The 21,819-nt window shown below is 66.6% G+C and carries 26 protein-coding genes, 1 tRNA gene and 1 pseudogene; 13 read left to right on the top strand and 15 right to left on the bottom strand.

Annotated features, from left to right (window positions below; all coding sequences use genetic code 11):
• Positions 1 to 120: 120 nt before the first annotated feature.
• The gene (locus G6N43_RS11195) at positions 121 to 1,383 is read right to left on the bottom strand and encodes an amidohydrolase family protein (RefSeq protein WP_083154752.1); all 1,263 of its coding nucleotides are present in this window, start codon (positions 1,381 to 1,383) and stop codon (positions 121 to 123) included.
• 37 nt (positions 1,384 to 1,420) lie between these two features.
• Between G6N43_RS11195 and G6N43_RS11190 the strand changes: the two genes are divergently transcribed.
• The gene (locus tag G6N43_RS11190; RefSeq protein WP_179967995.1) at positions 1,421 to 2,260 is read left to right on the top strand and encodes an AraC family transcriptional regulator; all 840 of its coding nucleotides are present in this window, start codon (positions 1,421 to 1,423) and stop codon (positions 2,258 to 2,260) included.
• Between the two features lie 12 nt (positions 2,261 to 2,272).
• Here the strand turns inward: G6N43_RS11190 and G6N43_RS11185 are convergent, their stop codons facing one another.
• Positions 2,273 to 2,890, bottom strand: coding sequence for a TetR/AcrR family transcriptional regulator (locus tag G6N43_RS11185; protein ID WP_083154535.1), 618 nt, complete (start codon positions 2,888 to 2,890; stop codon positions 2,273 to 2,275).
• 107 nt (positions 2,891 to 2,997) lie between these two features.
• On the opposite strand from G6N43_RS11185, the gene G6N43_RS11180 reads away from it, so the two are divergent.
• The 3 genes from G6N43_RS11180 to G6N43_RS11170 are packed head-to-tail and all read left to right on the top strand — an operon-like array spanning position 2,998 to position 5,293.
• Positions 2,998 to 3,315 (top strand): WhiB family transcriptional regulator, encoded by a 318-nt coding sequence (locus tag G6N43_RS11180; RefSeq protein WP_083154532.1) that lies wholly within the window; start codon positions 2,998 to 3,000, stop codon positions 3,313 to 3,315.
• A 26-nt stretch (positions 3,316 to 3,341) separates the two neighbouring features.
• Entirely contained in the window at positions 3,342 to 3,839 is a 498-nt protein-coding gene (locus G6N43_RS11175) for an SRPBCC family protein (protein ID WP_083154529.1), read from the top strand.
• Positions 3,840 to 3,853: 14 nt separating this feature from the next.
• Positions 3,854 to 5,293 (top strand): amidase, encoded by a 1,440-nt coding sequence (locus G6N43_RS11170; protein WP_083154526.1) that lies wholly within the window; start codon positions 3,854 to 3,856, stop codon positions 5,291 to 5,293.
• 10 nt (positions 5,294 to 5,303) lie between these two features.
• On the opposite strand, the gene G6N43_RS11165 is transcribed toward G6N43_RS11170, so the two are convergent.
• Positions 5,304 to 5,387, bottom strand: a tRNA-Leu gene (locus G6N43_RS11165).
• Between the two features lie 88 nt (positions 5,388 to 5,475).
• Between G6N43_RS11165 and G6N43_RS31035 the strand changes: the two are divergent.
• The 4 genes and pseudogenes from G6N43_RS31035 to G6N43_RS11150 form a co-directional block, all read left to right on the top strand.
• A pseudogene (locus tag G6N43_RS31035) lies at positions 5,476 to 5,553 on the top strand (hypothetical protein); the annotation flags it as partial.
• Positions 5,554 to 5,910: 357 nt separating this feature from the next.
• Complete coding sequence (locus G6N43_RS30675) at positions 5,911 to 6,246, top strand: LAGLIDADG family homing endonuclease (protein ID WP_234810171.1); 336 nt, start codon at positions 5,911 to 5,913, stop codon at positions 6,244 to 6,246.
• Positions 6,227 to 6,601 carry a hypothetical protein gene (locus G6N43_RS11155; protein WP_083154520.1) on the top strand — a complete coding sequence of 125 codons (375 nt, stop codon included), beginning with the start codon at positions 6,227 to 6,229 and terminating at the stop codon, positions 6,599 to 6,601. The genes G6N43_RS30675 and G6N43_RS11155 overlap by 20 nt, the downstream gene beginning before the upstream one ends.
• On the top strand, positions 6,598 to 6,930 hold the full coding sequence (locus tag G6N43_RS11150; RefSeq protein ID WP_083154518.1) for a DUF3817 domain-containing protein: 333 nt from the start codon (positions 6,598 to 6,600) through the stop codon (positions 6,928 to 6,930). The genes G6N43_RS11155 and G6N43_RS11150 overlap by 4 nt, the downstream gene beginning before the upstream one ends.
• Positions 6,931 to 6,933: 3 nt before the next feature.
• Here the strand turns inward: G6N43_RS11150 and G6N43_RS11145 are convergent, their stop codons facing one another.
• Positions 6,934 to 7,818, bottom strand: coding sequence for a haloalkane dehalogenase (locus G6N43_RS11145; RefSeq protein WP_083154516.1), 885 nt, complete (start codon positions 7,816 to 7,818; stop codon positions 6,934 to 6,936).
• Between the two features lie 54 nt (positions 7,819 to 7,872).
• On the opposite strand from G6N43_RS11145, the gene G6N43_RS11140 reads away from it, so the two are divergent.
• Positions 7,873 to 8,475 (top strand): TetR/AcrR family transcriptional regulator, encoded by a 603-nt coding sequence (locus G6N43_RS11140; RefSeq protein WP_083154514.1) that lies wholly within the window; start codon positions 7,873 to 7,875, stop codon positions 8,473 to 8,475.
• On the opposite strand, the gene rdgB is transcribed toward G6N43_RS11140, so the two are convergent.
• The 11 genes from rdgB to clpS form a co-directional block, all read right to left on the bottom strand.
• Entirely contained in the window at positions 8,472 to 9,086 is a 615-nt protein-coding gene (gene rdgB / locus G6N43_RS11135) for an RdgB/HAM1 family non-canonical purine NTP pyrophosphatase (protein WP_083154512.1), read from the bottom strand. The two genes, G6N43_RS11140 and rdgB, sit on opposite strands and share 4 nt — an antisense overlap.
• Entirely contained in the window at positions 9,083 to 9,865 is a 783-nt protein-coding gene (gene rph / locus G6N43_RS11130; RefSeq protein WP_083154510.1) for a ribonuclease PH, read from the bottom strand. Before rph ends, rdgB begins: the two co-directional genes overlap by 4 nt.
• A 32-nt stretch (positions 9,866 to 9,897) precedes the next feature.
• Positions 9,898 to 10,671, bottom strand: coding sequence for a cyclic nucleotide-degrading phosphodiesterase (locus tag G6N43_RS11125; RefSeq protein WP_083154507.1), 774 nt, complete (start codon positions 10,669 to 10,671; stop codon positions 9,898 to 9,900).
• A gap of 58 nt (positions 10,672 to 10,729) precedes the next feature.
• Entirely contained in the window at positions 10,730 to 11,563 is an 834-nt protein-coding gene (gene murI, locus G6N43_RS11120) for a glutamate racemase (RefSeq protein ID WP_083154505.1), read from the bottom strand.
• A complete protein-coding gene (locus tag G6N43_RS11115) occupies positions 11,560 to 12,255 on the bottom strand; it encodes a rhomboid family intramembrane serine protease (RefSeq protein ID WP_083154503.1) in 696 nt (231 codons plus the stop codon). Before G6N43_RS11115 ends, murI begins: the two co-directional genes overlap by 4 nt.
• Entirely contained in the window at positions 12,246 to 13,208 is a 963-nt protein-coding gene (locus G6N43_RS11110; protein ID WP_083154501.1) for a cysteine synthase, read from the bottom strand. Before G6N43_RS11110 ends, G6N43_RS11115 begins: the two co-directional genes overlap by 10 nt.
• On the bottom strand, positions 13,209 to 13,481 hold the full coding sequence (locus G6N43_RS11105; RefSeq protein ID WP_083154499.1) for a MoaD/ThiS family protein: 273 nt from the start codon (positions 13,479 to 13,481) through the stop codon (positions 13,209 to 13,211).
• Positions 13,482 to 13,505: 24 nt separating this feature from the next.
• A complete protein-coding gene (locus G6N43_RS11100; RefSeq protein ID WP_234810172.1) occupies positions 13,506 to 13,886 on the bottom strand; it encodes a M67 family metallopeptidase in 381 nt (126 codons plus the stop codon).
• A 67-nt stretch (positions 13,887 to 13,953) separates the two neighbouring features.
• Positions 13,954 to 14,985, bottom strand: a complete 1,032-nt coding sequence (locus G6N43_RS11095) for a P1 family peptidase (protein WP_083154496.1) — start codon at positions 14,983 to 14,985, stop codon at positions 13,954 to 13,956.
• A gap of 2 nt (positions 14,986 to 14,987) precedes the next feature.
• Positions 14,988 to 15,569 carry an oxidative stress transcriptional regulator AosR gene (aosR, locus tag G6N43_RS11090; protein ID WP_083154492.1) on the bottom strand — a complete coding sequence of 194 codons (582 nt, stop codon included), beginning with the start codon at positions 15,567 to 15,569 and terminating at the stop codon, positions 14,988 to 14,990.
• Between the two features lie 7 nt (positions 15,570 to 15,576).
• Positions 15,577 to 15,879, bottom strand: a complete 303-nt coding sequence (gene clpS, locus G6N43_RS11085; protein WP_083154491.1) for an ATP-dependent Clp protease adapter ClpS — start codon at positions 15,877 to 15,879, stop codon at positions 15,577 to 15,579.
• 113 nt (positions 15,880 to 15,992) lie between these two features.
• Here clpS and G6N43_RS11080 point away from each other — a divergent pair, with 113 nt between their 5' ends.
• The 4 genes from G6N43_RS11080 to G6N43_RS11065 all read left to right on the top strand — a co-directional run bounded on the left by G6N43_RS11080 (position 15,993) and on the right by G6N43_RS11065 (position 21,816).
• The gene (locus G6N43_RS11080) at positions 15,993 to 16,949 is read left to right on the top strand and encodes an alpha/beta fold hydrolase (protein ID WP_083154488.1); all 957 of its coding nucleotides are present in this window, start codon (positions 15,993 to 15,995) and stop codon (positions 16,947 to 16,949) included.
• 59 nt (positions 16,950 to 17,008) lie between these two features.
• Complete coding sequence (locus tag G6N43_RS11075; protein WP_083154748.1) at positions 17,009 to 18,313, top strand: nicotinate phosphoribosyltransferase; 1,305 nt, start codon at positions 17,009 to 17,011, stop codon at positions 18,311 to 18,313.
• 35 nt (positions 18,314 to 18,348) lie between these two features.
• On the top strand, positions 18,349 to 20,301 hold the full coding sequence (locus G6N43_RS11070) for an ATP-dependent DNA helicase (RefSeq protein ID WP_083154749.1): 1,953 nt from the start codon (positions 18,349 to 18,351) through the stop codon (positions 20,299 to 20,301).
• 75 nt (positions 20,302 to 20,376) lie between these two features.
• Positions 20,377 to 21,816: a neutral zinc metallopeptidase gene (locus G6N43_RS11065; protein ID WP_083154486.1), complete on the top strand. Its 1,440-nt coding sequence runs from the start codon at positions 20,377 to 20,379 to the stop codon at positions 21,814 to 21,816.
• Positions 21,817 to 21,819: the final 3 nt, after the last annotated feature.

Genomic DNA, 21,819 nt, shown 5'->3' with positions numbered 1-21,819 from the left:
GCGTCAGCGTGGTTCCTCCCCGCGGGCAAGACACTCTCGTGAAGGCATGGCAGCTGGTGGCGGCCAACGAACCCCTGCGCCGCATCGAACTCGAGGACCCGCCCAGTCATCGACTGACGGTTACGCCTTCGCGAGCTGCTTCTCGTGGTAGAGCCGTGCCCACTCGGCACGCGGCCGGATCGACACGTCGACGTCGGTCGCCTTGGCGCGCAGCGCTTTCACCGTCGCCTGCTCCCGGGGCGTCAGCTTGAACGGATCCCACGTGAAGAAGTTGCACGCGTTCTGCCACGTGATCTTGTTGATGTCGCTGTCGTCGGCGCCCGCGGCCCTCAGCTCCGCGAGCACCTGCTCGGGCGCGTCGGGCCAGAAGCAGTCCGAGTGCGGGTAGTCGCACTCCCAGGCGATGATGTCGATACCGATCTCGTGACGCAGCTTCAGCGACGTCTTGTCGGTGACGTAGCAGGCCAGCGAGTGCTCACGGAACACGTCGGACGGCAGCTTGTCACCGAAGTCACGCCGCAACCACTTCTGGTTGGTGTAGTGCCGGTCGCTGCGATCCAAATAGAAAGGAATCCAACCGATTCCGCCTTCGGAGAAAGCGAACTTCAGATCCGGGTAGTTGCGCATCGCCGGACCCCACAGCAGGTCCTGAGCACACATCGCCGACACCTGGGTGGCCAGGATGATGAGGTTGTCGATCGGCGCGTTGGGCGCCATGCTGATCGCCCCGAACCCGGTGCCGATGTGCAGACACATCACCACGTTCTCCTCCGAGAGCGTGGTGAACACCGGACCCCAGTACTCCTCGTCGTGGTAACTCGGAAGCCCTTCCAGGTGCGGCAATTCGGGCATCGTGACCGCCCGGCATCCCTTCGCGGCGACGCGGCGGATCTCGGCGCACATCGCCTCCGGACTCCACGTCGGCAGGATCGCGATCGGAATGAAGCGATCCGGGTAGGACCCCGCCCACTCGTCGATGTGCCAGTCGTTGTAGGCCGACACCATCACCAACGTCACGTTCTCACGCGTCATGTTGAGATGCCGCGCCGAGAAGCCGGTAAAGGTCGGGAAGCACATCGATGCCAGGATGCCGTTGCGGTTCATGTCGCGGACCCGCTCGTGCACGTCGTACACGCCGGGCCGCATCTCGGCGAAGCCGGCGGGATCCCGGCCCCACTCCTCGGCGGGCCAGGACACCACCGCGTTCAGCCCGCTGACGCCCTGCGGACGGCCCTGGTACATCCACTGGTCGACGCCCTTGTCGTCGGTGACGACGATCGGGGCCTCCTCCTTGTACTTCTCCGGCACATGGTTGAGGAACATGTCGGGCGGCTCGACGACGTGGTCGTCGATGCTCACCAGGATCAGGTCGTCTGGGCTCATCCCCTTGCTCATGACATAAGTAGTACCGTCTAGGTTCATGACCGTCTCTGCGCTATCGGACAGGGATTTGGCCGAAACGGCCAGAACTCCCCGACGCGTGATCGAGCTGCGTCGCGGCGGACGCGCGCTCGGCGGTAGCTATCTATACGAGGGCGACGGCTTGATCACCGGTTGGCACTCCCATGAGGTGCATCAGATCGAGTACGCCCTGCACGGCGTCGTCGAAGTCGAGACCGACTCCGCGCACTATCTGCTGCCGCCCCAGCAGGCGGCCTGGATCCCGGCCGGGCTCGAGCACCAGGCGGTGATGAATCCGGACGTGAAGACCGTTGCGGTGATGTTCGATCCCGCACTCGTGGCGGCGCCGGGCGATCGCGCCCGGATCCTTGCGGTGTCACCGTTGATCCGGGAGATGATGATCTACGCACTGCGGTGGCAGATCGACCGTCCCGACGGAGATGCCGAGTCCGACAGCTTCTTCCGCACGCTGGCCAATCTGGTTGCCGAGGCGCTGGACCACGAGGCTCCGCTGTCCCTGCCGACGAGCGATCACCCCATCGTGGCGGCCGCAATGACATACACAAAGGAACATTTGGACTCGGTCACCGCCGAGGAGGTGTCGCGGGCGGTATCGGTGTCGGAACGAACGCTGCGCCGTCTGTTCCAGGACACGCTCGGATTGTCCTGGCGGACTTATCTTCTGCACGCGCGCATGCTGCGGGCGATGGCGCTGCTGGCCGCGCCGGGACAGTCGGTCCAGGGTGCGGCGTCGACCGTCGGCTTCGAGAGCCTCAGCTCGTTTACCAGAGCATTCACGCAGTTCTGCGGGGAGACTCCGAGCGCCTATCGCAAAAGGGTTGCGGGCGAGTCAGTTTGAGTCGTTGCTCGGTCACGGGTAAAGCCCCTCGCGCAGCAACGTGTTGACGGAGTTCTGCCACCGGTCGAGCTGTTCGGGCGTCGTGAAGGCGTCCGGCACCTGGCGCTCGATATGGCCGCGAACGATGAGCGTCCCCACAGCCAGCACCAACGAGTTCACCGCCGCCCATGTCACATCGATGTCGTCGCGCGCTTCGCCCCGCTCCTTCCGCGCCGTCCACCGGACCGTGCCGAATGCGTAGAGCGTGTCCCAGATGGTGTTGCCCAACCGGCTACCGTCGATGAGCGCGCGACCGAAGTAGTCCACGACATCGGGATGCTCGAGGAGCAATGTGGTGACACGGCTTCCCATGTCCGCGATCGAATCCCCCGGCGGCGATGAGACCGGCTGCGACACAACGTCGATCACCACGCTCAGCACATAGTCATCCACGGCCTTGATCAGGCCCGCCTTCGTTTCGAAATGGTGCTGCACGAGGCCGAGCGAAACACCGGCGTCGGCCGCGACAGAACGGAGCGATGTCGCCGCGGCACCCCTGGTCGCGAAGCTTTTCAGCGCCGCACGACGGATCCGCTCGAGCTTCCTTAGTTCGTCGCCCCCGACTCGGTCGCGGTCCGTGACTGCCGTCATCAGGCAGTGACTTCCGTGGTCACCGACCCAGGTTAGACAATACGAACGTATTGTGTCTACCATACAAACGTATTGCTGGGGGGCTGTACGAGGGGGAGGACAGAGCAATGCACAAGCAGGCGGGCGCACATCTGCGCGCAGTAAATGCGTCCGAGGCCCCTGCTGTCATCGAGGGGTCACCGATCGGGGTCTGTACGCAGGACCCCGATCGGTGGACGACGGCGGCCGACAAAGGCGCGAAGGCACTGTGCCGGACCTGCCCCCTTCGGTGGCGGTGCGCTCAAGAAGCGTGCCTGACTCCGGGGGCCGAGGGAGTATGGGCCGGCATCTTGATACCGGAGGGAGGACGTGCACGCCGATTCGCACTGAAGCAGCTGCGGTCCCTGGCGGAGCAGAACGGATATCCCGTACGAAAGACGGGCTAGCGCGCCGAATGTAAGGATTGTCAGCCATGACCCGTTCGTACGCACTCGAACCCGCTGACAGTGATTTCCTGGCCTCGGCCCCGCACATCTTCCGTTATCAGAAGCGATATGCCGCACCGCCCGAAAAGGTATGGGAGTCACTCGTTTCCGACGAGTCGCTGGCCGCCTGGGGGCCGATGATCAAGGACGTCACATGGACGTCGCCCCGACCGTTCGGAGTGGGCACCACGCGTGACGTCACGGCGCCCGGCGGAGCCGTGATGCGGGAGCGCTTCTTCCAATGGGAGGACGGACGCAGCAAGTCGTTCTACGTCTACGAGTCCGCGGTGCCGGTGTTCAAGCGATTCGCCGAGCACTACCTTGTCGAACCGGCGGGGGACGGCGAAACGCTGTTCACCTGGACGCTGGCGGTCGAAGCCAAGCCGGCGTTCGCACTGCCGGTCAGGCTGCTGGCGCCGGTGCTGAAGGCCGGCTTCGGGCGGATACCGGCGGGCGGTCAGAAGTACTTCGCGGAGCAGGGCTGAGGGGTTTCCGCATCGTGAGTTCACTTGCGGACCAGACCCGTTGGATGACGGCGACGGATCAGGCGGCACTCGTCGCATCGGGCGAGGTGTCGCCCGGCGAGCTACTGGAAGCCGCGATCGAACGCATCGAACGCATCGACCCTGCACTCAACGCCGTCGTCATCCGCTGGTTCGACCACGCACGCGAGATCGCGGCAAGTCCCGATCTTCCCAGCGGCCCGTTCCGCGGAGTGCCGTTCCTCATCAAGGATCTGTTCGCCGATTACGCCGGACAGCGCATCAGCAACGGCAACGTGGCGTTGAAAGAGGCGAACTTCATCGCCCCCGCCGATACGACGCTCGTCAGCCGCTACCGCGCGGCGGGGCTGGTGATCGCCGGCCGCACGAACAGCCCCGAGTTGGGCAGCGTGCCGACCACCGAGCCCATCGCGTGGGGCGCGACGCACAACCCTTGGGATACGACGCGCACGCCGGGAGGTTCGAGCGGTGGTGCGGCCGCTGCGGTGGCGTCGGGGATGGTGCCGTTCGCCCATGCCAGCGACGGGGGCGGATCGATCCGTATCCCCGCGTCCTGTTGCGGGCTGGTCGGTCTCAAGCCGAGCCAGGGCCGGATCACGCTCGGCCCGGTGCGCGACGAAAGCGGACTGGCGGTCGAGCACTGTGTCAGTCGTACCGTCCGTGATTCGGCGGCGCTGCTCGATGCGACCCGCGGCCCGGCGATCGGCGACACCGTGATCGCGCCTGCGCCGGCACGGCCCTATGTCGAGGAGTTGGGCGTCGACCCGGGGCGACTGCGCATCGGCATCCTCGACCACCACGCGCAGGGCGGTCACGTCGATCCCGAGGTCACCGACGCGACCCAGTCCGCCGGCCGGCTGCTCGAGTCGTTGGGCCATCACGTCGAAGAGGCGTGGCCGAAGGCGTTGGAGGACGAGACGCTCGGCTCCAAGTTCGGCGCAATGTGGAGCACGAACATGGGAGTCGCGCGACTACGGTTCGAGCAACTGCTCGGCCGCCAGCTCGAGGATCACGAGATGGAGCCGATGAACCGGGCCCAAGCCGATTTCGCGAAGCACTTTGGCGCCGTCGATTACGCGCTCGCGCTGGCCGGTGTCTCGCAGTTTCGCCGGGCGATGCACTCGTGGTGGTACGAGGGTTGGGATCTGCTGCTCACGCCGACGCTGGCCGAGTTGCCGCTGAAACTCGGCGCGATCGTCAACGACCCCGACAACCCAATGGCGCCGATGCGTCGCGCGGGAGAGTTCGTGCCGTTCACTCCCCCGTTCAACACCAGCGGGCAACCGGCGATCAGCCTGCCTCTGGAGTGGACGGATGAGGGGCTGCCGGTGGGCGTGCAGCTGGTTGCGGCGTATGGCCGTGAAGACGCCTTGATCCGCGTCGCCAGTCAGCTCGAGCAGGCGAAGCCGTGGGCTGATCGGAAGCCGGAGATCTGAGCGAAAAGAGTGCGGGCGGGGGGACTCGAACCCCCAAGCTCTTCCGAGCAATGGCACCTAAAGCCATCATGTTTGCCAATTTCATCACGCCCGCGGCGTGGTTGATCGTACCCAGTCTGCCTCACGCGACTTGTCGGACGTCAGGCCTAGCGTGATGGCAAGTCCGACGAAAGGGGCAGGTCATGAGATCTGCCGAAGAGTTCGACGCTGCGCAGCGCCTCATTGCAGCTGGCGTCAACGATTGCGAAATTGCGCGGCGGCTCGGCATCCCGCGAACGACGGTGCGGGATTGGCGATGTAGACCGCAGGTATGGCGGAGGCCTGACAGCGGAGCTCCCTGCGGCGTCCACCACGACTTCGCAGCGCTCCCGGTTGCCGCCTACTGCTACGTGCTGGCCATGTATTTGGGTGATGGCTCGGTCTCGCGGGCAACTCGCGTGTGGCGTATACGAATCACACTCGACCAGAAGTACCCTGCAATAATCGAACGCCGCTGCCAGGCCATCGAGATCCTGATGCCCGGCCAACGAGCGGGCATTGTGAAACGCGTCGGGTGTGTCGACGTTTCGCTATTTTCCAAGCACTGGCCGTGCCTGCTGCCACAACACGGCCCTGGAATGAAACACAAGCGATCGATAGCCCTCGAACCCTGGCAACAAGCCCTTGTCGACCAGGCCACCGAAGAGTTCGTGCTCGGACTGATCCACAGCGACGGCTGTCGCGTCGTCGCCAATGACCGCGGGGTCTGCAGCATCAGGTATCACTTCTCGAACCGGTCCGAAGACATCATCGGTCTATTCACCGCCGCACTCGACAAGCTCGGTATTCACTGGACACGCTCAACCAAGTACATCGTGTCCATCTACCGGAAGGCCGATACAGCTCGCCTCGACGAATTCGTCGGGCCGAAGACCCGCGCGGTACCGTTGGAAGGTGTCCACTACGCGGCGTAGGAGACCGGCGCTGATCCTTTTGGCGATCATCGGAGCCGCCGGTTGCCTCGCCCTTGCCTGGTGGCAGTGGACCCGCTTCGAGTCCGCCTCGGGCACCTTCCAGAACCTCGGCTATGCCCTGCAGTGGCCACTGTTCGCCGGCTTCGTCGTCTACGCGTACTACAAGTTCGTGCGCTACGAGGACGCCCCACCCGAGCCCAGGCGGCAGGATGAGGTCACCGAGATACCCGCGGGCCTGCTTCCCGAACGGCCGACGGCCGTGACCCAACCCATCGATGACGACCCCGAGTTGAGCGAGTACAACGCCTACCTCGCCGACCTCGCCAAGGAAGACAAGGAACGACCCACGACATGACGGAGACCACCGGCACCCCCGTTGAAGCCATCCGCAAGGCGCTGCTCGGCTATCGCGCCACCGCATGGATCACCGGCATCTGGCTGATCGCACTCTGCTACGAGATGGTGATGAAGTACGGCTTCGGAGTCGAGGGCCTGAGCTGGATCGCCGTCGTGCACGGCTGGGTCTACTTCGTGTACCTGCTCTTCACCGCCAACCTCGCGGTCAAGGTGCGCTGGCCCATCGCCAAGACCATCGGCATTCTGCTGGCCGGCACCATCCCGTTGGTCGGCATCATCGTCGAGCAGATCCAGACCAGAGAGATCAAGCAGGAGTACGGCCTGTAGCCGTCACGTCAGGTGCTTGAGGATTTCCTCGGCCAGCCGCTCGCCGCGGTCCTCCTGTAGGAAGTGGGCCGCGCCCTCGATCTTCACCTGTTCGGTCGCGGTGGGGATCAGATCGCAGAAGACTTGTCCCGCTTTGGGATACGGGAAGATCGGATCCTGATCGGAGAACGCGACCAACGCCGGCTTCTGCCACCGCGACAGCTCGTCGGCCACCGCACGCATTTCCTTCGCGCCGGGTGCCTCCTCGGCGATCGGCACGAGCAACGGGAACTGCGCCGCACCGGCCTTCGACTCGACAGTCGGGAACGGGGCGTCGTATGCGGCCACCACATCGTCGGGTAGTTCGGTCGCCGTCGCGCCCTGGATCACGAAGCCCACCGGCAGGTCGGGGTTGCGCTCGGCGAAGTCGCGCCACGCCATGAACCCCTTGGACACTCGCCCGGTGAAGAGCCCGGTGTTGAAGATCGCCAACGCTCCGACGCGGTCGGCGTTCTCGACAGCCCACCGCAGTCCGATCGCGCCACCCCAGTCCTGCACCACCACGATGGCGTCGCGCAGATCGAGGCCGGCGAGCACCCGCGACGTCAACTCGACGTGGCGGTCATAGCTGTACCACCCGCGATCGGTCGGCTTGTCCGACCGCCCGAACCCGGCATAGTCAGGGGCCACCACGCGGTGCCCCGCCTCCACCAGCGGGCCGACCATCTTGCGATACAGGTACGCCCAACTCGGCTCGCCGTGAAAGCACACGATCGGCCTACCGCCGCGCGGACCCTCGTCGACGTAGTGCATTCGCAAGCCGTCGACATCGACGTAGTTGGGCGCGAAGTCGTAGCCAGGCAGGTTCTCAAAGCGTTCGTCCGGCGTCCGGAAGACCTCATCAGTCATGGGGACAACCTAGTCACGAGTTGACCGACCGGTCAACTATCGTAGGATCGACGCATGCCACGCACGTCAGACGCCCGCGAGCGGATCGTCACGTCGGCTGCGCGGTTGTTTCTCGAACGCAGCTATCAAGCTGTCGGCGTCGACGAACTGTGCCGCGCCGCCGACGTCCGCAAGGGCAGCTTCTACCACTACTTCCCCTCGAAGTCCGAACTCGCCAAAGCCGTCATCGACCTGCACGCCGAGGCCTTCGCGCGACGACTGTCCGACTCCTCCGCGACGACGCCTGCGCAGCGACTGCACGCCGTCCCCGACGCCATCGGCGCCATCCAGACCGCGCTCGAGGCACAGTTCGGACGCGCCGTCGGATGCCCATTCGGTAACTTCGCCGCCGAGTTGTCGACCACCGACGACGACGTGCGCACCCACCTCGCCGGCGTGCTCGCCGCAATGGAACGCCACCTCGCCGCGGTGTGTCGCGACGCGGCCGAGGCTGGCGTACTACGTGACGGCACCGACCCAGACCGACTCGCCCACGCGCTGCTGGCGCAATACCAGGGCATCATCCTGCTGGCCAAGGTCAACGACTCCGGCGTGGATGCGCTCGCGCCCGCACTGCACGACTTCATCGACAGCTACCTCGTCGACGCGCGCACCTAACCCGCCAACTCGCGCAGCGCGGGCACCAACTGCGTCAGCGCTCGGCCGCGATGCGATACCGCATCCTTCTCGGCGGGGCTGAGTTCGGCGGCCGTGCGGTCAGATCCCGTCGGCAGGAAGACCGGATCGTAGCCAAACCCGCCGTCTCCGCGCGGTTTTCGCACGATGGTGCCCGGCCATTCGCCGCGCACCACGACCTCGCCCGCCGCCGACACCAACGCGCATGCCGATACGAACGCGGCATTCCGCCGCGACTCCGGGACATCCTCGAGCTGCGCCAAGAGCAGCGCGGTATTCGCTCTGTCTTTTTCGGCGGCGTCGCCGGGCACGCCTGACCACCGCGCCGACAGCACTCCGGGCATCCCGTTCAGCGCCGCCACCTCAAGACCGGAATCATCGGCCACCGACGGCAGCCCGGTGGCGCGGTACGCGTCACGCGCCTTGGCCAACGCGTTCTCCTCGAACGTCGCGCCCGTCTCGGGTGCTTCGTCGAAGGCCGCGACGTCGTCGAGCGACAACAGCGTCAGACCCGAGATGCCCGCCGCATCGAGCACGCGGTGCAACTCGGCCAGCTTCTTGCGGTTGCGGCTGGCGACGAGCAGATCGGTCAGCTTCCGAACGCTTTCTTCGGTGGCTCCGTCGACTCCGGCAACTCGCCGGGATAGGGCAACTCCAGCGCCTCACGCTGGATCGCGAAAAGCTGATCGCAGGCAGCCATCGCGGCGTCGAGCATCTTGTCCAGCGTCGACCGCGGGAACGTCGCGCCTTCTCCCGTGCCCTGGATCTCCACCAGAGTGCCGGTGTCGGTGGCGACGACGTTCATGTCGACCTCGGCTCGCGAGTCCTCGCTGTACGGCAGGTCGACGCGAACCCGACCGTCGACCACCCCGACGCTGACCGCGGCGATCGCACATGACAACGGACGGGGATCGGACAGCTTGCCGGCCGCACCCAGATACGTCACCGCGTCGGCCAGCGCCACATACGCACCGGTGATCGCGGCGGTCCGCGTACCCCCGTCGGCCTGCAGCACGTCGCAGTCGACCGCGATGGTGTTCTCCCCCAGCGCTCCCAGATCGATGCACGCACGCAGCGAGCGGCCGACCAGCCGGCTGATCTCCTGCGTGCGACCCCCGAGGCGGCCCTTCACCGACTCGCGGTCGGAGCGGTCGTGGGTGGCGGCGGGCAACATCGCGTACTCGGCGGTCAGCCAGCCCTGCCCGGAACCCTTACGCCAGCGGGGCACGCCTTCGGTGACGCTGGCCGTGCACATGACCCGCGTCTGGCCGAACTCCACAAGCACCGACCCGGCGGGATGAGTGGTGAAGCCGCGGGTGATGCGGACCGGTCGCAGCTCGTCGTCGAGCCGGCCATCTTCTCGTGTGGACACGGAGCAACCCTATCGGGTGGGTATGACGGGCCTCAGGACCGAGCGACGTCGAACGACTCGCCGCAGACCACGGCGTGTACGGGACCGTCGAACTCGGCCTTCGCCTCACTGATGACGTCTTCGCGTGACGTCCACGGCGGGATGTGCGTCAGCAGCAGTTCACCGACGCCCGCGTTGGCCGCGGCCCGGCCCGCCTCGGTGCCAGACAGGTGCAGTCGGGGCGGGCGCTCGGGCGAATGCGTCCACGACGACTCGCAGAGGAACACGTCGGCGCCGCGGGCGAGGTCGATCAACGCGTCGCAGTAGCCGGTGTCACCGCTGTACACGAGCGTGGCTCCCGTGGGATCGGTGATCCGAAAGCCGTAGGACTCGGTGGGATGACAGACGAGGCGCGGCACGATATTCAGCGTCCCAATCTCCACCGCGTGGTCGTCCACCCAATGCCGGATCTCGAAGATGTCGGAGAAGTCGTCGATCTCTCCGCCCTCGGGCGACGATGCGGCGCCCAGCCGTGCCCAGGTGTTGGCCGGGCCGTACATCACGCCGCGCTCCTGCGCCGGCGACGGGTGATAGCGCCGCCACACGAACAGGCCGGGGAGATCGAGACAGTGGTCTGCATGCAGATGCGAGAGAAGTACGTACACCGAGTTCGGGTCGGCGTAGCGCTGTAGCGCGCCCAGCACCCCGCCGCCGAAATCCAGGACGAGCGGTGGAGTCTCAGGGGCGGTGACCAGGTAACCGGAAGCTGGCGAATCAGGCCCGACAACACTGCCGGAGCAACCTAAAATGGTGATTCGCACACTCACTAGCTTGCCATGCCCACCTGCGAGTTGACGAAAACATCGCCGGTTTGCGCATCCGAATTCACTTTTGCCGGTCGACGTGGCGCTGAACAGGACGAACACCGTCCAGTGTCGGGCCCAGGAACCTGCCGGCCAATGTGGTGAACGCCTCAGGGTCGCCGGTCGCCTCGAATCGGCGGTGAACTGTGGCGCCCGGATCGTCGGGATGAGGATGCAGCAAATCGAGTTCGGTGAGCACGCGGAGTAAGTCCTTGGCGGTTTCCTCCGCGCTCGACACCAGCGTGACGTGATCGCCCATCGCGAGTTGTATCAGCCCCGAAAGCATCGGGTAGTGCGTGCACCCGAGAACCAACGTGTCGACCTCGGCGCGCTGGAGTGGCTCAAGGTATCCCTCCGCGAGGCCGAGCACCTGCCTACCGCTGGTCACTCCCCGCTCGACGAAGTCGACGAAGCGCGGGCACGCCACCCCGATCACCTGGGTGTCGCGCGCCGCCGCGAACGCGTCGTGATACGCCCCCGACGCGATGGTCGCCTCCGTGCCGATGACGCCGATGCGGCCGTTGCGGGTGGCGGCCACCGCGCGACGGACCGCGGGCAGGATCACCTCGACGACGGGGACGGGCGCGTACCGCTCACGCGCGTCGCGCAGGCAGGCCGATGACGCTGTGTTGCATGCGATCACGAGCGCTTTGACACCGCGCGAAACGAGGTCGTCGCCGATCGCCAGCGCGTGGGCGCGGATCTCCGGAATGGTCAGCGGACCGTACGGGCCGTTGGCGGTGTCGCCCACGTAGATGATGTCCTCGTCGGGCAGCTGGTCGATGATCGCGCGGGCGACGGTCAGCCCGCCGACCCCGGAGTCAAAGATCCCGACGGGCGCGGTTGCCGAACTCACGTCGTCAGATACGGGTTCTTCGCCGCGACCTTGCGGCGCTCCCGCGCCTTACGTTCGGGCCCAGAGAGCACATACGCCGCGATGACACCGGCGATCGCGCCGCACAGGTGGCCCTGCCATGAAACCCCGGGGGTGCCCGGCAGCACGCCGAACAGAACGCTGCCGTAGACCAGCATGACGACGACGCCGATGACGATCTCCCACACCTTGCGGGTGAAGAATCCGAACACGATCAGAAACGCCAACCAGCCGAAAATCAGGCCCGAGGCGCCGATGTGGTTGGTCTCGCAACGCACCCCGACGTACGGACAGTGCGCGCCGACGTTGCCGAGCAGCCAGGTGCCGAAGCCGCCCAGAATCCAGACGATGGCAGTGGCGAAGACGAACCGCGACATCCCCGCGAGCGTCATCAGGAAACCGAGGATGAGCGCCGGAACGGTGTTGGCGATCAAGTGGTTCCAGTCCGAGTGCAGCAGCGGCGCCCAGATGATGCCCCACAGCCCGTCGGTCTCCAGCGGCCGGATGCCGTTGTTGTCCAGGCGATGGCGGGTCAGCGAGTCCCACAGTTCGATGCCCCACAGCAGCACGACGAAGCTGATGATCGTCACGCCGCCGACCACCCAGGCGGGCCGCTTCTTCGGCGTCGCCGGTGTGCCCGGCATGCCCTGATATCCCGGGCCTGTCATGCCCATAGCTGCCCTTCCAACGCGTCTTCCGCGTCATCCAGGCTACCGGCGTATGCACCGGTCGACAGATACTTCCAACCCGCGTCGGCGACGACGAACGCGATGTCTGCCCGCTCCCCCGCCTTGACGGCCTTGGCCGCCATCCCGAGCGCGGCGTGCAGCACCGCGCCGGTTGAGATACCGGCGAATATGCCCTCCACCTGAACAAGTTCACGAGTGCGCTTCACCGCGTCGTAGGAACCGACCGAGAACCGCGTCGTCAGCACGTCGGGGTCGTACAGCTCGGGGATGAATCCCTCGTCGATATTGCGCAGCGCGTAGACCCCTTCGCCATAGCGGGGTTCGGCCGCCACGATCTGGACGTCAGGCTTGTGCTCACGCAGGTAGCGACCGGTGCCCATCAAGGTGCCGGTCGTGCCGAGGCCCGCGACGAAGTGCGTGATCTCCGGCAGGTCGGCCAACAGCTCGGGACCCGTGCCCTCGTAGTGCGCAAGCGAGTTGGCCTCGTTGCCGTACTGGTAAAGCATGACCCACGAGGGGTTCTGTCGCGCAAGCTCTTTCGCATGCGCCACCGCGGTGTTCGAGCCGCCTTCGGCCGGCGAGTAGATGATGCGCGCGCCGTAGAGCTCCAACAGCTGCCGTCGCTCGATGGAGGTGTTCTCGGGCATCACGCAGATCATCTGATAGCCCTTCAGCAGTGCCGCCATGGCCAATGAGATGCCGGTGTTGCCGCTCGTCGGCTCGAGAATCGTTGCGCCGGGCTGCAATACACCGCGCCGCTCGGCATCCTCGATCATCCGCAGCGCCGGCCGGTCCTTGATGGAGCCGGTCGGGTTTCGGTCCTCCAGCTTGGCCCACAGCCGAACGTGCGGCTCCTCGTCCCACTTCGGCGACAACCGTTGCAGGCCCACCAGCGGCGTATCGCCGAGCGCCTGGAGAAGTGAGTCGTATCGGGTCACTCAGCCACCCGCGACGGCGGGCAGGATGGTCACCGAATCCCCGTCCGAGATCGCGGTGTCCAGCCCTCCGGAAAACCGCACATCCTCGTCGTTGACGTAGATGTTGACGAAGCGGTTCAGCTTGCCGTTATCCATCAGGCGCTCGGAGATCCCGGAGTAGTTCGCTTCGAGATCGCTGATCACCGCACCAAGGGTGTCGCCCGCTGCGGAGACGCGCTTCTCGCCGCCGGTGTGGACGCGCAGGATGGTCGGGATCGACACAGTGACAGACATGGTCGGTCACTCCTTTCCAAAGTTCTAATACTGTTCGACGATCTTGACGGGCTCTTCGGTGACGACGCCGTCGACGATGCGATAGCTGCGGAGCTCGTGCTCGTCGGGGTCGCGCGTCGACACCAGGACGTAGTGGGCGTCCGGCTCGGACGCGTACGAGACGTCGGTACGGCTGGGGTAGGCCTCCGTGGCGGTGTGCGAGTGGTAGATCACGACGGGCACTTCATCCGCGTCGTCCATCGCGCGCCACACCTTGAGCTGCTCACCCGAGTCGAACCGATAGAAGGTCGGCGACCGCTCGGCGTTCGTCATCGCGATGAACCGCTCCGGGCGATCGGTGCCCTCTGGTCCCGCGATCACCCCGCACGCCTCGTCGGGGTGGTCAGCGCGGGCATGGGCGACCATCGCGTCGACCAGATCCGCTCGGATCACCAGCACTGCTATTTCCTCCTGTAACCGCGACCGCGAGCGATCATTCGAACGCACCCGGCAACATGCCACGGTACGTCGGTATTCCTGCCACCGACTCCGCGGCCAGCACTCCCACCAGCACCGCACGTGCCAGGCAGTCCGCCGCCGCGGCGCCAAGCGCGGTGATCAGTGGCACCTCCGGGGACATCGACGCCGGGGTCGTCGGGTCCGGCGGCACCTCCACGGCTCCGGTGGCCAGCGCAAACACCGTATCGCCATCGAGCGGGGTGTGACACGGCCGGATGGTGCGGGCCAGCCCGTCCTGCGCGGCGACGGCCATCCGACGGCACCCGGCCTTGCTCAGCATCGCATCGGTGGCGACGACGCCGATGGTGGTGTTCAGGGGGCTGAGCTCGGTGTGGCGGTCGGCGTAGGCGGCGATCTGATCGGCGGGCGGCGCCACCAGACCGAACTCCTCGATCTGGTCGGCCAGCCAGGGCAATCCCGTCGCAGGATCCACGGCGTCACCTGCGGCGTTGACGACCACGAGGGCCCCCACCGTCACGCCGGACTCCAGCGTCACCGACGCGGTGCCGACGCCACCCTTCAGCACCCCGACCCGCGCACCGACCCCGGCGCCGACGGTGCCGATGGCCACGTCGGTGCCGGCGTTCTCGGCGGCGGCCCGGCCGAACGACGCATCCGGCCGGCACTGCCACCCACCGACCGGGAGGTCAAAAATCACGGCGGACGGAACGATCGGCACGACACCCTTTTGGATGCCGTCGTCCAGCGCGACACCCCGGCCCTGCTCCTCCAGCCACTCCATCACTCCGTGTGCGGCGGCCAGTCCGAACGCACTGCCCCCACTCAGCACCACGGCGTCGACGTGACGCACGGAGTTGATCGGGTCGAGGAGGTCCGTCTCACGGGTGCCTGGTGCACCACCGCGGCAGTCGACGGCGCCGGTCGTGCCGGGCGGCGTCAACACCACCGTCGTGCCGGTGGCCCAGCCCGAACCGAGCTCGGCATCGGGATCGATGCGATGGTGGTGGCCGACGCGGATTCCGCCGACGTCGGTGATCGCGCTCATGGTTATGACTTCCCCATCATTCCGAGCACCAGATACTCCTGCAGCACGGTCAGCCACTGATACACGTCCAGATGACCCGCCATCGGATGGTCGGGCGGCAACTCGTGCGGGCCGTCGGCGGTTATTCCGAGCATGGTGCCCAGCGCAAGCCGCATGTCGTTGACCGCCGCCGCCCAGGCGTGGGCGTCGTCCTCGGTGAGCTCGAACTTGCCACCGTTGGGCGGCACGGTGTCCAACAGCCGTTGCACCGCTTCGCGTTTGGCGTCGATGATCTCCGGCTCGTGCAGGCTTCGAAGCGCGCTGTTGAGGCTTTCCGCGGTGCCCGAACCGGCGGGGTGGTCATTCTGCGGGCGGAAGAAGTCCGGCAGCAACCGCTTCATCGTCTCGTCCTGCGGAGGCGACGAGTGACCGGTGCGCATACCGGTTATCTCTTTCAATTCGTCAGCGGGAGAAGACGATTCGCGGTCGTCGAGCATTCCGACGAGTGATGTCGCGAGGTTCTGCAGCAGCGACACCTCGTGCGCGGCCAACGCCGAGCGGAAGCGCGGGCCGTCGGCGGTATCGACCCGTTTCCATTTGCGCACAGTCGGATCAGCGGTCCTGCTGCATGGTCGCCCACAGGCCTGCGGCGTGGAGCTTGGAGACGTCGACCTCCATCGATTCCCGGCTGCCCGACGACACCACCGCCTTGCCCTCGTTGTGCACCTGCAGCATCAGTTTGGTGGCGTGCGGCTCGCTGTAGCCGAAGAGCTTCTGGAAGACGTACGTCACGTAGGTCATCAGGTTGACCGGGTCGTCCCAGACCAAGGTCACCCAGGGGGTATCGGTCGCATCGACGGTTGCGACGTCCGGTTCCTCGCGAGTTCCCGGTCGGGTCTTCGCAGGCGTAACCATGTGCACAAGGATAGCGAGGCCGTGAAGCAACACGCCCAGCGGATGCTTCGCCGCATGTCCTTCGCGAACGCCATTCCAGCGCTTTCGATGCCGACGCCTCCTACGATGCGGCGATGACACTCCCGAGGTTCGCGGTGCATATCGCGAGGTGCGCCGCAGCGATCGGTCTAGCACTCGCTTGGACGGGATTCGGAACTTCCACCGCTGTCGGACAACCCGATCTCTTCGTGCCCGGCACGGCCGATAGTTCCGGGCTGGTCGACATCGGCGGCGGTCGCATGATCTACCTCGAATGCCGCGGGATGGGTTCCCCCACCGTGCTACTCGTCTCCGGCGCGGGGGTGGCCGCAGACAACTGGAGCTACACCGGCGATCCGAACGACACCGAGAACGGCGCGAAACGCACCGAACACGCGGTTTACCCGTCGGTTGCGACCTTCACCAGGGTGTGCGCCTACGACCGGCCCGGCACTGAACAGATGGACGACGCGCCCAGTAGGTCGACACCCGCGCCCCAACCGACGACGACCCAGACCGACGCCGCCGACCTGCACGCGCTGGTGTCGGCGGCGCAGCTTTCCGGCCCCTACATTCTGGTCGGCCACTCCTGGGGAGGTTTGATTGCCCAGACCTACGCACGAACCTTCCCGTCCGAAGTCTCCGGCCTCGTGCTCGTCGACCCCAGTTCGCAGTTCTTGCCAACGGTGTTACCGACCGACGTATGGGCGAATTGGATCGAAAGCCTCGTCGAGCACGGCCGCGAGCATCCCGGTGTCGAGTCGACGAACTATCCCGCGAGCATCGGTCAACTCGCGGCGACACCGGCCATACCTGCGATCCCTGTCTCGGTGCTCAGTGCGGATAAACCCTTCGACTATCTCGGCATCGGCAATGCCGACACGTTCTGGCCCCAGTGGCTCGAGGCCGCCGCCAAGCTCTCCGCCTATCTGGGGGCAACCCACATCACCGCGACGAACAGCGATCATTTCATCGAGAACGAGAGTCCGGCTTTGGTGATCGGCCAGATCTGTGCGGTGGCGAGGGCGCCACGCGCGTGCCCCGCCATTTGAGTCGAGGCAAGTCGCCCATCAGCCGATACGGTTGCTACGTGGTCCCGCAGTTCGAGGGGATGTCCCCGGCGCTACTCACCGACAAATACGAGTTGACGATGCTCGCCGCCGCCCTGCGCGACGGCTGCGCGCACCGACAGACGACGTTCGAGTTGTTCGCCCGTCGGCTTCCCGACGGTCGCCGATACGGCGTGGTGGCCGGAACCGCTCGATTCTTGGAAGCGTTGAGCCAGTTCAGGTTCGACGACGACGCACTCTCGTCGCTGTCGGACTTCTGCGATCCCGACACGCTGGCGTATCTCGCCGACTACCGGTTCCGCGGCGACGTGGACGGGTACGCCGAAGGTGAGCTCTACTTCCCCGGGTCCCCGGTACTGTCCGTGCACGGCACGTTCGCGGAGTGCGTCGTCCTCGAGACGCTGGCGCTGTCGATCTTCAACCACGACACCGCGATCGCCTCTGCGGCGGCGCGGATGGTCGTCGCCGCACAAGGCCGAGGGCTGATCGAAATGGGGTCGCGTCGCACGCACGAGCAGGCCGCTGTCGCCGCAGCACGAGCCGCCTACATCGCGGGTTTCACGGGCTCGTCGAACCTCGAGGCGCAACGCACCTACGGCGTGCCCGCACTCGGCACGAGCGCGCATGCGTTCACGCTGCTGCACACCACGCACGGCGGACCCGACGAGAAGGCCGCGTTCAAGGCGCAGGTCGACGCGCTCGGCATCGGTACAACGCTGCTCGTCGACACCTACGACATCACCGCGGGCGTGGCCCTCGCCGTGGAAGTGGCCGGCCCGGAACTCGGTGCGGTCCGCATCGACTCCGGAGATCTGGGCGTGGTCGCGCGCCAGGTGCGCGACCAGCTCGACGGCCTCGGCGCCCGCAATACCCGGATCGTGGTGTCCGGCGACCTCGACGAGTTCTCGATCGCCGCGCTGCGCGCCGAACCGGTGGACACCTACGGCGTGGGCACCTCGGTCGTCACGGGCTCGGGCGCACCGACGGCGTCCATGGTCTACAAGCTGGTCGAGGTCGACGGCATGCCCGTGGAGAAACGCAGCCTCAACAAGGCGTCCCACGGCGGCCGTAAGCAGGCGGTGCGTCTGGCCAAGCGAACGGGCACCATCGTCGAGGAGGTCGTCCATCCCGTCGACGCCAAACCGTCGGCGCCGCCGGACCTGGTCGAGCGCCCGGTGACCGTGCCGCTGGTTCAGCAGGGTGAGCTCGTCGACGGCAGCCTCAGCCTCGAGGCCGCGCGCGAGCGTGTCAGGGAGGGGTTGCACAGCCTGCCGTGGGACGGTCTCAAACTGTCCCGGGGCGAACCGGCGATACCCACCCGCATGATCGCCCCCGCGAGTCCCTAGGAGCAGCCACGGGCGAAACCGGAGACGTCACCGAACTGCTGGCCAAGGCGGTCACGGCACTGGGCGGTGCAGAACGCCCCGGCCAGATCCAGATGGCCGAGGCGGTGGCGCATGCATTCGACACCGGCGAACACCTGGCCGTCCAGGCGGGCACCGGGACCGGTAAGTCGCTGGCCTACCTCGTGCCCGCCATCGCGCGGGCCGTCGACACCGACGAACCCGTCGTCATATCAACGGCGACCATCGCGCTGCAGCGCCAGCTCGTGGACCGCGATCTCCCCCGCCTCGCGGAATCGCTGACCGACGCACTGCCGCGCAGCCCCAAATTCGCGCTACTGAAAGGCAGGGGAAACTACCTGTGCCTCAACAAGATTCACAACGGATCGGCGACAGAGCCCGACGAGCAGTCGCAGGAGGAGCTCTTCGAGCCGGTCGCGACGTCAGCTCTGGGACGCGACGTGCAGCGGCTCATCGCGTGGTCGTCGGACACCGAGACCGGTGACCGCGACGAGCTGACACCGGGAGTGCCCGACCGGTCGTGGTCGCAGGTCAGCGTCTCCGCCCGGGAGTGCATCGGGATGGCACGCTGCCCGTTCGGCACCGACTGCTTCGCGGAGAAGGCGCGCGACAAGGCCGGCCAGGCCGATGTCGTCGTCACCAACCACGCACTGCTGGCGATCGACGCCGTGTCGGACGCCGCCGTGCTCCCCGAGCACCACCTGCTGGTGGTCGACGAAGCCCACGAACTCGTGGACCGGGTGACGGGTGTGGCCACCGCCGAACTGTCGGCGACGTCGATGGGTGTCGCCCATCGACGCTCCGCGCGCCTGGTCGACCAGGAACTCGCGCAGCGTCTCGAGGCGGCCACCGCGATCCTGTCGTCGGTCATCCACGATGCGACACCCGGGCGCATCGACACGCTCGACGACGAGATGGCAACCTATCTGACCGCCTTGCGGGACGCGGCTCACCGGGTGCGGTCGGCGATCGACACCAGCCCCAGCGATCCGAAGGCGGCTGCCGCGCGCGCCGAGGCCGTGACCGCGCTGACCGACGTCGGCGACACCGCGTCACGCATCCTGGACTCCTTCGTCCCCGCCATCACCGACCGGTCCGACGTGGTGTGGCTGGACCACGAGGACAACAGGGGCAACGTCCGGGCGGTGTTGCGGGTGGCACCGCTGTCGGTGTCAGGTCTGTTGCGCACCAGGCTCTTCGAGAATGCGACCGCGGTACTCACCTCGGCCACGCTGACCGTCGGCGGCACGTTCGACGCCATGGCCTCGGCGTGGGGGCTGGCCGGTGAAGGTGACAAGGTGCGCTGGCGCGGTATCGACGTCGGCTCCCCGTTCGAGCATGCGAAGTCGGGCATCCTCTACGTGGCGGCCCACCTCCCACCGCCCGGTCGTGACGGCACCGGCTCGGCCGAGCAACTCGATGAGATCGCTGCGCTCATCGCCGCCGCAGGCGGTCGCACGCTCGGCCTGTTCTCCTCGATGCGCGCGGCGAAGGCCGCCGCCGAGATCATGCGTGAGCGCGTCGACACCCCGATCCTGTGTCAGGGGGAGGACACCACGTCGGCATTGGTGAAGCAGTTCGCCGACGATGCCGAGACGTCGCTGTTCGGGACGCTGTCGCTGTGGCAGGGCGTCGACGTTCCCGGCCCGTCCCTGTCGCTGGTGCTCATCGATCGCATCCCGTTCCCGCGGCCCGACGACCCGCTGCTGACGGCGCGCCAGCGTGCGGTGGCCGCCCGCGGTGGCAACGGTTTCATGGCCGTCGCCGCAAGCCACGCCGCGCTGCTGTTGGCCCAGGGCGCCGGCCGCCTGCTGCGCCGCATCGACGACCGCGGTGTCGTCGCCGTACTGGACTCACGGATGGCAACCGCCCGCTACAGCGGGTTTCTGCGGGCCTCGCTGCCGCCGTTCTGGGCGACCACCGACCCGGTCCGGGTCCGACAGGCGCTCGAACGTTTACGCGGGGGCTGATTAATTTCACTATCCTGTCGGCTACTTCTACGTGCGGGCCGCCCCGGCCGCCGGCAGATCCGAAAGGCGGCGTCAATGCCCCGACGACACCTGGTCGGCGCGGTGATCGCGGTATCCGCCGCGCTCGTCCTCTCGTCGTGCAGCACGACGCTGCAGGGTCGTGCCGTCTCGGTGTTCGACGACCCCTTCCGGGTCGCGGGGATGCCCGCCACCGACGGGCCGACCGGTATGCGACCCGATCCGGCGGCGCCGACGCGGGATGTGTTCGGCACCGACGACGGCGATATGGACGAACTCGGCCGCCAGGCGATCAGCGACATCGAAGAGTTCTGGGAAGCCACCTACGGTGAGCACTTCGACGGGACATTCACTCCGGTGGAGGAACTGATCTCCTGGGACGCCAACGGTTTCGAAGACGTCGAGTTCTGCGGCGACTTCACCTACGGCATCGTGAACGCGGGCTACTGCCTGGACGACCACACCATCGGGTGGGACCGCGGTGAACTGCTGCCTGCGCTGCAGGCGGCACACGGCGATATGGGTGTGACGATGGTGCTCGCGCACGAGTACGGGCACGCGATCCAGTACCAGTCCGGCATGTCCGACGAAGACACCGAGACGCTGGTGTCCGAGCAGCAGGCCGACTGCCTGGCCGGCGCCTATATGCGCTGGGTCGCCGAAGACAACTCACCGCGGTTCACGCTCTCGACGGGAGAGGGCTTGAACAGCGTGCTGGCGGCCGTCATCGGATTCCGCGATCCGCTGCTCAACGAGGACGACCCCGAAGTCGGTGTGGACGAACACGGTTCGGCGTTCGAACGGGTGTCGGCGTTCCAGTTCGGGTTCACCGACGGCGTGCAGGCCTGCGCGTCGATCGACATGCGGGAGATCGGCCAGCGCCGCGGCAACCTGCCCGTGTTGCTGCCCGAAGACCACACGGGCGAACTGGCCATCACCGAGAAGTCCGTTGAAGACATCATCGCGGCGATGGACACCTTGTTCCGCCCGAAGAATCCACCGCAACTGACGTTCGACGCCGTCGACTGCCCCGACGCACGACCCAGTCCACCGGTGTCCTACTGTCCGGCGACCAACACGATCTCCGTGGACCTACCCGAACTCGAAGCGCTGGGCGCCCAGGCCGATTCCGAGGAAGAGGTCAGCCTGGCGACCGGGGACAACACCGCCTACTCCGTCCTGGTTTCGCGATTCATGCAAGCCATTCAGCACGAGCAGGGCGGCGTCGCCCTCGACAACGCCGAGGCCGCGCTGCGCACCGCATGTCTGACCGGAGTGGCCACCGCGAAACTGTCGAAGGAGGCCACCACTCCCGACGGCAACACCATCCAGCTGACCGCGGGCGACGTCGACGAGGCGGTGTCCGGGATCCTTACCAATGGGCTGGTCGCCAGCGATGTCAACGGCGAGTCGGTGCCGTCGGGCTTCTCCCGGATCGATGCGTTCCGCGTCGGTGTGCTGGGCGATCAGGAGCGCTGCTTCAAACGGTTCGAGTAGCTC

It is taken from the genome of Mycolicibacterium moriokaense, assembly GCF_010726085.1.
In the GTDB taxonomy this organism is placed as follows: domain Bacteria; phylum Actinomycetota; class Actinomycetes; order Mycobacteriales; family Mycobacteriaceae; genus Mycobacterium; species Mycobacterium moriokaense.
The sequence above is the reverse complement of the archived record's forward strand: the minus strand, read 5'-3'. Positions and strand labels throughout refer to the sequence as shown.

Excerpts from the sequence above, each read along its gene's own strand:
- G6N43_RS11195 (WP_083154752.1), bottom strand. The coding sequence starts at position 1,383 with ATGAGCCCAGACGACCTGATCCTGGTGAGCATCGACGACCACGTCGTC.
- G6N43_RS11190 (WP_179967995.1), top strand. The coding sequence starts at position 1,421 with ATGACCGTCTCTGCGCTATCGGACAGGGATTTGGCCGAAACGGCCAGA.
- G6N43_RS11185 (WP_083154535.1), bottom strand. The coding sequence starts at position 2,890 with ATGACGGCAGTCACGGACCGCGACCGAGTCGGGGGCGACGAACTAAGG.
- G6N43_RS11180 (WP_083154532.1), top strand. The coding sequence starts at position 2,998 with ATGCACAAGCAGGCGGGCGCACATCTGCGCGCAGTAAATGCGTCCGAG.
- G6N43_RS11175 (WP_083154529.1), top strand. The coding sequence starts at position 3,342 with ATGACCCGTTCGTACGCACTCGAACCCGCTGACAGTGATTTCCTGGCC.
- G6N43_RS30675 (WP_234810171.1), top strand. The coding sequence starts at position 5,911 with ATGAAACACAAGCGATCGATAGCCCTCGAACCCTGGCAACAAGCCCTT.
- G6N43_RS11150 (WP_083154518.1), top strand. The coding sequence starts at position 6,598 with ATGACGGAGACCACCGGCACCCCCGTTGAAGCCATCCGCAAGGCGCTG.
- G6N43_RS11145 (WP_083154516.1), bottom strand. The coding sequence starts at position 7,818 with ATGACTGATGAGGTCTTCCGGACGCCGGACGAACGCTTTGAGAACCTG.
- G6N43_RS11140 (WP_083154514.1), top strand. The coding sequence starts at position 7,873 with ATGCCACGCACGTCAGACGCCCGCGAGCGGATCGTCACGTCGGCTGCG.
- G6N43_RS11115 (WP_083154503.1), bottom strand. The coding sequence starts at position 12,255 with ATGGGCATGACAGGCCCGGGATATCAGGGCATGCCGGGCACACCGGCG.
- G6N43_RS11105 (WP_083154499.1), bottom strand. The coding sequence starts at position 13,481 with ATGTCTGTCACTGTGTCGATCCCGACCATCCTGCGCGTCCACACCGGC.
- G6N43_RS11100 (WP_234810172.1), bottom strand. The coding sequence starts at position 13,886 with ATGGTCGCCCATGCCCGCGCTGACCACCCCGACGAGGCGTGCGGGGTG.
- G6N43_RS11095 (WP_083154496.1), bottom strand. The coding sequence starts at position 14,985 with ATGAGCGCGATCACCGACGTCGGCGGAATCCGCGTCGGCCACCACCAT.
- clpS (WP_083154491.1), bottom strand. The coding sequence starts at position 15,879 with ATGGTTACGCCTGCGAAGACCCGACCGGGAACTCGCGAGGAACCGGAC.
- G6N43_RS11080 (WP_083154488.1), top strand. The coding sequence starts at position 15,993 with ATGACACTCCCGAGGTTCGCGGTGCATATCGCGAGGTGCGCCGCAGCG.
- G6N43_RS11075 (WP_083154748.1), top strand. The coding sequence starts at position 17,009 with ATGTCCCCGGCGCTACTCACCGACAAATACGAGTTGACGATGCTCGCC.
- G6N43_RS11065 (WP_083154486.1), top strand. The coding sequence starts at position 20,377 with ATGCCCCGACGACACCTGGTCGGCGCGGTGATCGCGGTATCCGCCGCG.